The sequence below is a fragment of the Pseudomonas sp. AC463 genome (assembly GCF_979253585.1).
This window is the reverse complement of the sequence record NZ_CEEDDZ010001191.1, coordinates 1-235: the sequence shown is the minus strand read 5'-3', so window position 1 is coordinate 235 and position 235 is coordinate 1. Positions and strand designations below refer to the sequence as shown.

General features: G+C 70.2%; 1 protein-coding gene. It reads left to right on the top strand.

The features are described 5' to 3' along the window. Nucleotides 1-235 (top strand): LLM class flavin-dependent oxidoreductase (locus AC0IYH_RS34085; RefSeq protein ID WP_471838908.1); only part of this gene is annotated, 235 nt, incomplete at both ends.

Here is a 235-nt window from a genome sequence, read left to right as displayed (position 1 = left end):
CTACTGGGTTGCGGAGCATCACGGCATGACCGGCATCGCGTCGGCCGCGACCTCGGTCGTCATCGCGCATGTCGCCGCCGCCACAAAATCTATCCGTGTCGGCGCAGGCGGCATCATGCTCCCCAACCACTCGCCGCTCGTGATCGCGGAACAGTTCGGCACGCTCGACGCGCTCTATCCGGGCCGCGTCGATCTCGGCCTCGGCCGCGCGCCCGGCAGCGACCAGCGCGTCGCC